The organism is Microcystis sp. M165S2, assembly GCF_020245885.1.
Classification (GTDB): Bacteria; Cyanobacteriota; Cyanobacteriia; order Cyanobacteriales; family Microcystaceae; genus Microcystis.
In genome coordinates, this window is record NZ_JADBTZ010000257.1 from 1 (window position 1) to 10,225 (window position 10,225).

Consider the following 10,225-nt stretch of genomic DNA (forward strand, 5'->3'; position numbering starts at 1 on the left):
ATTTAACCTTGTCAATGCAAAATACAGAGACGGGATTAATGGGAGTTTGGGAGTATAATACTGACCTATTTAATAGCGAGACTGTTGAAAGAATGAACGGTCATTTTCTGACTTTACTTGAGGGGATTATTGCTAATCCAAACGAGCGAGTTTCTCAATTACCTTTGTTAACAAAAGTTGAACAACAACAGTTATTAATAGACGGTCATAATACTCAAGTAGATTACCCTGCTGATAAGTGTATTCATCAGTTATTTGAGGAGCAGGTTGAACGGACTCCTAATGATGTAGCGGTGGTATTTGAGGAGCAACAATTAACCTATAATGAGTTAAATCGTCGAGCTAATCAGTTAGCCCATTATTTGCAATCTTTGGGGGTTAAACCTGATGAATTAGTGGGGATTTGTGTAGAACGTTCTTTAGAGATGATTGTCGGATTATTGGGGATATTAAAAGCGGGTGGGGCTTATGTTCCTCTTGATCCTGATTATCCCCAGGAACGTCTAAGCTTTATGTTAGAAGACTCTCAAGTGAAAGTATTAGTAACTCAAGCAAAATTAGTCGAGTCTATTCCTGAACATCAAGCACAACTTATCTGTTTAGATACAGAATGGGAAAAAATTGCTCAAAATATCCCATCAAACCCTGAAAGCGGAGTAAAACCCGATAATTTAACCTATATAATCTATACGTCAGGTTCCACCGGTAAACCGAAAGGAGTTTTAGTTAATCACGCTAATGTAGTACGTCTATTTGCGGCGACAGACTCCTGGTATCACTTCAACTCTAATGATGTCTGGACTCTATTCCATTCTTACGCTTTTGACTTTTCGGTGTGGGAAATGTGGGGAGCTTTGTTATATGGTGGACGCTTAGTAGTTGTCCCCTACTTAGTGACGCGTTCTCCCGAAGCATTTTATCAGCTATTATGTCAAGAAAAAGTCACAATTCTCAATCAAACTCCTACCGCTTTCCGTCAGTTAATTCAAGTTGAAGAATCCTTAAAAGGAAGTTTTCCCCCCTTATCAAGGGGGGTTAGGGGGGATCGTTCATCGACAACAGATAACGATTTAAGCTTACGTTTAGTTATTTTTGGAGGAGAAGCTTTAGAAATTAACAGTTTACAGCCTTGGTTTAACCGACATGGCGACCAATGCCCCCAATTAGTTAATATGTACGGAATTACGGAAACTACCGTTCATGTCACCTATCGACCATTAAGTATGACCGACTTGGATAGTACAGCTAGTGTGATTGGTTGTCCCATTCCCGACTTACAGGTATATTTACTAGACCAATATTTACAACTTGTACCGGTTGGTGTACCCGGGGAGATGTATGTGGGGGGTGCAGGAGTAACAAAAGGTTATCTCAATCGTCCTGAATTAACAACAGAAAGGTTTATTCCTAGTCCTTTTGAGAAGGATGAAGTGATCCCCCCAACCCCCCTTAATAAGGGGGGAACTCAAGGAGGAGCAAAATTATATAAAACAGGAGATTTAGCGCGTTATTTACCTAAGGGAGAATTAGAATATTTAGGACGCATTGACAATCAAGTTAAGATTCGGGGTTTTCGGATTGAGTTGGGGGAAATCGAAGCATTATTAGCATCTCATCCCCAGATTTGGGAAACAGTAGTAATAGTGAGGGATGATACAACAGGAGATAAACGTCTTGTGGCATACATTGTGCCACAATCGGAAAAAACGATTACCATTAACGAAATACGGCAATTTCTGAAAGCTAAATTACCCAGTTACATGGTTCCTAATGCTTTCGTTATTTTAGATGCCTTACCCCTTACTGCTAATGGTAAAATAGACCGTCGTGCTTTACCCCCATCAGAATCTAGTAGTGAACCATCAGAAAAATATGTTGCGCCGCGTAACCCGATTGAGGATATATTAGTAAATGTTTGGTCAGAAATTCTAAAAGTAGAGAAAGTGGGCATCAATGATAACTTCTTTGAACTGGGAGGACATTCCCTACTAGCCACTAAATTAGTAGCACAGATCCGCGATCGCCTGAAAATTGAGCTTCCCCTACGTCAGTTATTCAACACAGCAACCCTCGCTGAATTAGCCCAAGGGATTGAACAGTTAAAACAGCAAACACCGGATTCCCCTGTTCCCACCATTTTACCAAGAAAAAGAAAATGAATTTTGAAGAATTACCCCTATCTTATGCCCAACAGCGTTTATGGTTCCTAGATCAATTAGAACCCAACAGTTCTTTCTATAACGTTCCTCTTGCCTTGCATTTAGCGGGGGATCTTCAGGCAGATATCCTCGAAAAAAGTTTACAAAAAATTATTCAACGTCATGAAGCCCTCCGCACCAATTTCACGACTATTGAAGGAAATCCTGTACAAATAATCAAACCAGAAAGCAATTGGAAATTAACGCTTGTTAATGTTAAAGACAGCCCAAAATATCGAGAAGATCAGGAAATAAAAAAATGGCTAGAAATTCACAGCCATCAACCCTTTGATTTAGCCAATGACTCCCTGATTAGAGCCACCCTACTCAAGTTATCAGACACAGAATATTTCTTGCTGATTTGTCTGCACCATATTGTCTCTGATGGTTGGTCAATGGGGGTATTTATTGAGGAATTGACAACCCTTTATAATGCCTATACTAAAGGTTTAGAGCCTCTTTTACCAGAGTTACCGATCCAGTATGCCGACTTTGCAATTTGGCAAAGGGAATATTTACAGGGAGAAATCCGCCAAAATCAGTTAAATTACTGGCAAAAACAGTTAGCAGCAGCACCCGCCTTATTACATCTACCGACAGATCGTCCAAGGCCTCCGGAACAACGTTTTGAGGGAGATCGGATCAATGGTATTCTTTCCCCAGAACTTAGTCAGGGGTTAAATAGGCTGAGTCGTGAACAAGGTGTCACCTTATTTATGACCCTCCTGACCGCATTTAAGGTACTACTCTATCGCTATACGGGAGAAACAGATATTTTGGTTGGTACTCCCATCGCCAACCGTACTCGTAGTGAACTGAATGGGTTGATCGGCTTTTTTGTCAATACCTTAGTCTTAAGAACAGATTTAGCAGGAAATCCCAGTTTTACCGAGTTATTAAAACAGGTACGAGAGACAGCAACGGATGCTTACGACCATCAAGATTTACCTTTTGAGATGTTAGTAGAGGCCATACAACCTGAAAGAAATATGAGTTATACTCCTTTATTTCAGGTAATGTTTGGCCTAGATACTCAAGTTCTCAATCAAATAGATTTAGAGGGAATAAAAGCTACTATTCAGCCTTTAGAATCTAAGACGGCTAAGTTTGATTTAAGTTTATCTATACAGGTAAAAGAAGCTGGATTAACTGCAATTTGGGAATATAATACAGATTTATTTAATCAAAGCACAATTGAGCAACTATCAGGGCATTTTGTTAACCTATTAACCGGGATTATTGCTAATCCAGAACAAGTAATTAGTCAATTACCATTACTAACAGAAAGTGAGAGTAATCAGTTATTATTTACTTGGAATCAGACTGAAATTGACTACAAAAATGATTTGTGTCTGCATCAGTTGTTTGAACAACAAGTAAAACAGAATCCACAAGCGATCGCAGTTAAATTAGAAAATGAATTTTTTACCTATCAAGAATTAAATAATCGTGCTAATCAATTGGCACATTACCTACAATCTTTGGGAGTAAAAGCTGATAGTTTAGTCGGGATTTTTGTTGAACGTTCCCTAGATATGATCATCGGAATCCTGGGAATACTTAAAGCTGGGGGAGCATATATTCCTTTAGATATTGATTATCCCCCAGAGCGAATTGCCTATCTTCTTGAAGATACTCAACTTAGTATTCTCTTGACCCAATCTAAATTTGTTGAGCAACTTCCCCAATTTCCACCGAACACTATCTGTTTAGATCAAGACTGGTCAATAATCGCCAAACAGAGTACAGTTAAACCTTTGGTAGCAGTTGAGCAGCACAATTTAGCCTATATTATCTACACCTCTGGCTCCACAGGTCAACCCAAAGGGGTAATGATTGAACATCGCTCAGTAGTCAACTATATCCTGACTACTATTCGAGAGTATGGTATTACCTCAGAGGATCAAATTCTGCAATTTTCCTCTGTCTGCTTTGATGTTTCCGTTGAAGAGATATTTTGTAGTTTGTTATCGGGTGCAACATTGGTATTGCGAACAGAAGATATGTTGCGCTCTAATGAATATTTTTGGCAATGTTGTCAAAAATGGCAGTTAACAGTTTTAGGGATTCCTACTGCCTATTGGCATCAATTAGTCTCTGAACTGACTCCTACTGCTCTGCCAATTCTCTCAAAGATTAAAGTAATTTTCATTGGCGGGGAAGCCATTCAACCGGCAAAAGTACAGCAATGGCAAACAATTACGGGTCAATATTCCCCTCTTCCTCGACTATTCAATGGTTACGGACCAACAGAAGCAACCATTGCGGCGACTTTCTCCGAATTTACTTCACCAACTACCACCAATGTTCCCATTGGGCGACCCCTCAGTAATACTCAGGTTTATATTCTTGATGCTTTCTTACAACCTGTTCCTGTGGGGGTAGCCGGAGAATTACATATTGGCGGTGTCGGGTTAGCTAGGGGTTATTTTAATCGTCCCGAATTAACTCAAGAGAAATTTATCCCTAATTCTTTTGAGAAGGATGAAGTGATCCCCCCAACCCCCCTTAATAAGGGGGGCAATGGGCCGTCAAAATTATATAAAACAGGAGATTTATGTCGGTATTTACCCGATGGTAATATTGAGTATTTAGGACGGATTGACAATCAGGTAAAAATTCGCGGTTTCCGCATTGAATTGGGGGAAATTGAAACTGTTCTTAGTCAGCACAGTGCGGTAAAAACGGCTGTTGTTATTGCCCGGGAAGATGAGACAAATCAGAAACGTTTAGTCGCCTATATTATTCCCCAAGTAGAGATTATTTCCCCCCAAAAAGAGGAAAATTCGCTTAATGTTACTGAACTGCGGCAATTCCTGAAAGCTAAGTTACCAGAGTATATGATTCCTAGTGCTTTTGTTATTTTGGAATCCCTACCCTTAACGCCTAATGGTAAGACTGATTACCGTGCTTTACCGACTCCCGAATTCCAAAGCCAAGAGCAGTATATCGCGCCGCGTAACCCGATTGAGGAGATATTATCCTCGATTTGGGCAAAAGTGTTAAAAGTTGCACAGGTGGGGATTCACGACAACTTCTTTGAGTTGGGTGGACATTCATTATTAGCAACTCAACTAATTTCGCGCATCCGTGAGGCTTTTCAGGTAGAAATGCCCTTACGGGAGTTATTTGTTGCACAGACAATCGCCGAATTAGCACAGGTAATAAAACGTATTTCGCAGCAAGAACAAATTACTGAACTGCCGATTTTACCCAGGGACAAAGCAGCAGAATTACCCTTATCTTTTGCTCAGACTCGTCTTTGGTTTTTGGCTGAATTTGAGTCGAATAGTTCTTTTTATAATATACCCCTAGCCTTGCGTTTAGAGGGAACTTTAAACTCACAAATCTTAATCCAGAGTTTAGAAGAAATTTGCGATCGCCACGAAGCTTTACGCACCAACTTTATTACCGTTGATGGTATCCCTACCCAGATTATACAAACACGAACCTGGACAGTTACGGTAGTTGATTTACAGCATTTATCTAGCAGTGAAAAAGTAATTGCCTCCCAAGAGTTAACACAAAACCAAGCGATTCAACCCTTTGACTTAGCAAGTGAACCCTTAATCAGAATCACTTTAGTGGTGTTATCTGAAACGGAACACATCTTGTTAGTCTGTATGCACCACATTGTCAGTGATGGCTGGTCAATGGGGGTATTTCTTCAGGAACTAACCGCCCTCTATAATGCCTATATTCAGGGTTTATCTTCGCCTCTAAATACCCTATCTATCCAGTATGGAGATTTTACCCTTTGGCAAAGACAATGGCTGCAGGGAGAGGTATTGCAACAGCAACTAGACTACTGGCAAAAACAGTTAGCAGACGCACCGGCCCTTCTATCTTTACCAACAGATAGACCTCGACCCAATCAACAAAGTTTTGCTGGGGGACATCTACCTTTTAGCCTTTCCCTAGAATTAACCGAAAAACTGACCCAATTAACCCAGGAACAGGGTGTCACCTTATTTATGACCCTGCTAACAGCTTATGCTGTCTTACTTTACCGTTATACAGAACAGGAAGACATCTTAATTGGTACTCCCATTGCTAACCGTAATCGCAGGGAAATTGAAGGTTTAATCGGCTTTTTTGTCAATACTTTGGTCTTGCGAATTGACTTGTCAGGTAAACCCAATTTTAATCAGTTATTGGGTCGAGTGCGGGAAATGGCAATGGATGCCTATGCTCATCAGGATTTGCCTTTTGAAATGTTAGTAGAAGTCCTACAACCTGAACGAGATTTAAGTCACGCGCCTTTATTTCAAGTGGATTTTCTGCTGCAAAATAGTCCTCCGTCTCCCTTAGAACTAACAGGATTAACTGCCACTCCCCTCACCACAGAAAATGACACCGCCAAATTTGATCTAACCCTGGCTATGGAGAATACCGGTGCAGGATTACAAGGGGTATGGGAATATAATACCGATTTATTTGATCGCAGTACCATTGAGCGATTAACAGGAAATTTCATCACCTTATTAGAAGCATTAGTTGTTAACCCGCAACAGCCAATTTTCCAACTACCATTATTAACCGAAGTCCAGTCGCAAGAATTATTAGAAGACTGGAATGCCACCGAAAAAGAATATCCTTTCCATCATTGTATTCATCATTTATTTGAAGAACAAGCGGCACGAACACCAGCAGCAGTAGCAGTGGTATTTGAAGGGCAAGAATTAACCTATCAAGAATTAAATATCCAGGCGAATCAATTAGCCCATTATTTAAAATCTTTGGGAGTAAATTCAGAAGTTTTAGTTGGCATTTATCTAGAGCGGTCGCTGTTAGTTATTGTCGGATTATTAGCAGTTCTCAAAGCTGGAGGAGCCTATCTACCTTTAGACCCAGATTATCCCCAGCAACGGTTGACTTATATGGCAGAAGATGCCCAAATTTCTCTACTGCTAACTCAAGAAAGTTTACTCGATTCTTTGCCCGTAGAAGATGTGGGGGTAATTGTCTTAGATAAATTAGCGGAGATATTGACAGTTCAAAGTCCAGAAAATCACCTCAGTGAAGTGGTTTCAGAAAATCTACTATGCCTATTATATACATCTGGTTCAACGGGTAAACCTAAAGGAGTGATGTTAACTCACGCAGCCTTAGTTAATCATAGTTGGGGCATTAGTGAAGTATTCGGTTTAACAGAATCTGATCGCGTTTTACAGTTTGCTTCCTTTGGTTTTGATGTCGCTGCGGAAGAAATTTTTCCAACCTGGTTAAAAGGTGGCACAGTGGTCTTAAGACCAGGGCAAATGTTTGCAACTTTGACTGATTTTGCCGATTTTATCGAACAAGAAAGTCTCACCCTTTTAAATATTACCCCCGCCTATTGGCATGAATGGGCGCTCGCCGTTTCCCAATCATTAGCTACTGTACCATCCAGTCTGCGGGTTGTCGCTGTGGGAGGGGATGCAGTGTTACCAGAAACCGTCAATATTTGGCGACAAATGGTCGGGAAACGGGTTCAATGTATCAACGTCTATGGACCCACAGAAGCGTCTGTAACCGCCATAGTTCATGACTTGCTAGATTATCAGTCAGAGAAAATCAATTCGGTGCTGATTGGTCGTCCCATTGCTAACACAAAAGCCTATGTTCTGGATCAAAATCTGCAACCTGTACCCATTGGAGTTAAGGGAGAATTGCATTTATGCGGTGTTCGTTTAGCGCGGGGTTATCTGAATCGTCCCGAATTAACTGCTGAAAAATTTATTAACAATCCCTTTGCTAATGCAGCTTTCAATCGGTTGTATAAAACGGGAGATTTAGCGCGTTATTTACCCGATGGTAATATTGAATGTTTTGGCCGGATTGACAATCAGGTTAAAATTCGCGGATTCCGTATTGAGTTAGGAGAAATTGAAGCGGTACTTAACCAAAATATTGATGTACAAACATCTTGTGTGATTATTCGCGAAGATACTCCGGGGGATAAATATTTAGTCGCCTACATAGTAGCTCATTACGAACGGATACCGATGATTAGTGAACTGCGTCAGTTTCTGTCCAGTAAATTGCCTCTATATATGGTTCCTCAAGCTTTTGTTTTTCTGGAATCTTTACCCCTTACTACTAATCGTAAGGTAGATCGTCGCGCTTTACCCGCACCAGATAAAATAGGGAATCGCCGGGATCAATATGTAGCACCACGCAATGGAATTGAAGAGATGTTGGTGCAAATTTGGACAGAAATACTCAAAGTAGAGCAAGTGGGAATTTATGATAATTTCTTTGAAATTGGCGGCCATTCTCTCCTCGCAACTCAATTAGTCTCGCGGATTCGGAGTTTATTTAAAATAGAACTACCTTTGCGGAGTTTATTTGCAGCAGCTACGGTAGCCGAATTAGCGCATCTTATTGGACAACTACAGCAGCAAAATCTCACTCTAACATTACCCCCCATTTTACCGAGAACTAAGGATACAGAACTACCTCTATCTTTTGCTCAACAGCGTTTATGGTTTTTAGATCAATTGCAACCAAATAGCGCTTTATATAATATACCGATGGTGTTGCATTTCCGAGGCAACCTCAATCAAAAGGCCTTAGAACAAAGTTTACAAGAAATTTGCGATCGCCATGAAGTATTACGGACTAATTTTGTCACGATTGGTGGACAACCGACTCAGGTTATTCAAACAACAAGGGAGACAATATCGGTCGTTGATTTACAAGATTTACCCATCCATGAACAAGCAGAAAAAACACAGCAATTAAAGCAAAAACAAGCGACTCAACCCTTTGATTTAGCCAAAGAATCCTTAATCAGAATCACTTTAGTGGTGCTATCTGAGACGGAACATCTCTTGTTAGTGTGTATGCACCACATTATTAGTGATGGTTGGTCAATCGAAGTGTTGATTCACGAACTGACCAGCTTATATAATGCTTATGTGCAGAATCAACCCGCAAATTTAGCTCCCTTACCGATTCAGTATGCAGATTTTGCAGTTTGGCAAAAACAATGGTTACAAGGGGATGTCCTACAAAGTCAATTAAATTACTGGCAAAATCAACTAACAGCTGCACCCCCTTTATTATCTCTTCCCACAGACCATCCTCGACCTGCGGTGCAAAGCTTTGTCGGTACTCAGCAAGAATTTTCCCTTTCCCCCAAACTTAGCCAAGCTTTGACTGAATTGAGTCACCAACAAGGGGTGACATTATTTATGACGCTGTTGGCTGCTTTTGATGCTTTACTGTATCGTTATACAGGTTCCGGTGATATTTTGGTAGGAACTCCCATTGCTAACCGTAATCGCAGCGAAATTGAGGGTTTAATCGGCTTTTTTGTGAATACTTTAGTGATGCGGACGGATTTATCAGATAATCCGAGTTTTAGTCAGTTATTAACCCGTGTTCGGGAAGTGACCATGGATGCTTACGCGCATCAAGACTTACCCTTTGAAATGTTAGTCGAAGCGTTGCAACCGGAACGGGATTTGAGCCATACTCCCCTATTTCAAGTCGCTTTTGTCCTGCAAAATACACCCAAGTCTGAGATTGCAATGACGGGATTAACGGTGACAGATTTGCCACCGGAAAATACCACAGCTAAATTTGATTTAACCTTAGCAATGGTTAACACCGATGATGGCTTAAAAGGTGTCTGGGAATATAATACTGATTTGTTTGACAGTAGCACTATTGAACGACTATCATGGCATTTTATTAACTTATTAGAGGGGATTGTAGCCAATCCTCAAGAGCGGATTTCCCAATTACCCTTATTGACAGAAAGCGAAACTAATCAGTTATTAATTGAGTGGAACAATACTCAAGTTGACTATCCTGAGTATAAGTGTATTCATCAATTATTTGAAGAACAGGTAAAAAGGACTCCCGATGCAATTGCCGTAGTCTTTGACAACCAACAATTAACCTATTCAGAATTAAATAATCGAGCTAATCAATTAGCTCATTACCTGCAAAAATTAGGAGTAAAACCTAAGGAATTAGTGGGGATTTGTCTAGAACGTTCTTTAGAGATGATTGTGGGATTATTAGCTATTCTTAAA

General features: G+C 40.3%; 2 protein-coding genes. Both read left to right on the forward strand.

The annotated features are described in order from the left end of the window. Positions 1–2,159, forward strand: a 2,159-nt coding sequence (locus IM479_RS12980; RefSeq protein WP_287687102.1) for a non-ribosomal peptide synthetase, incomplete at its 5' end; no start/stop codon positions are given. Further along, the coding region (locus tag IM479_RS12985) for a non-ribosomal peptide synthetase (RefSeq protein WP_287687104.1) at positions 2,156–10,225 on the forward strand (8,070 nt) is incomplete at its 3' end. The genes IM479_RS12980 and IM479_RS12985, both read left to right, overlap by 4 nt.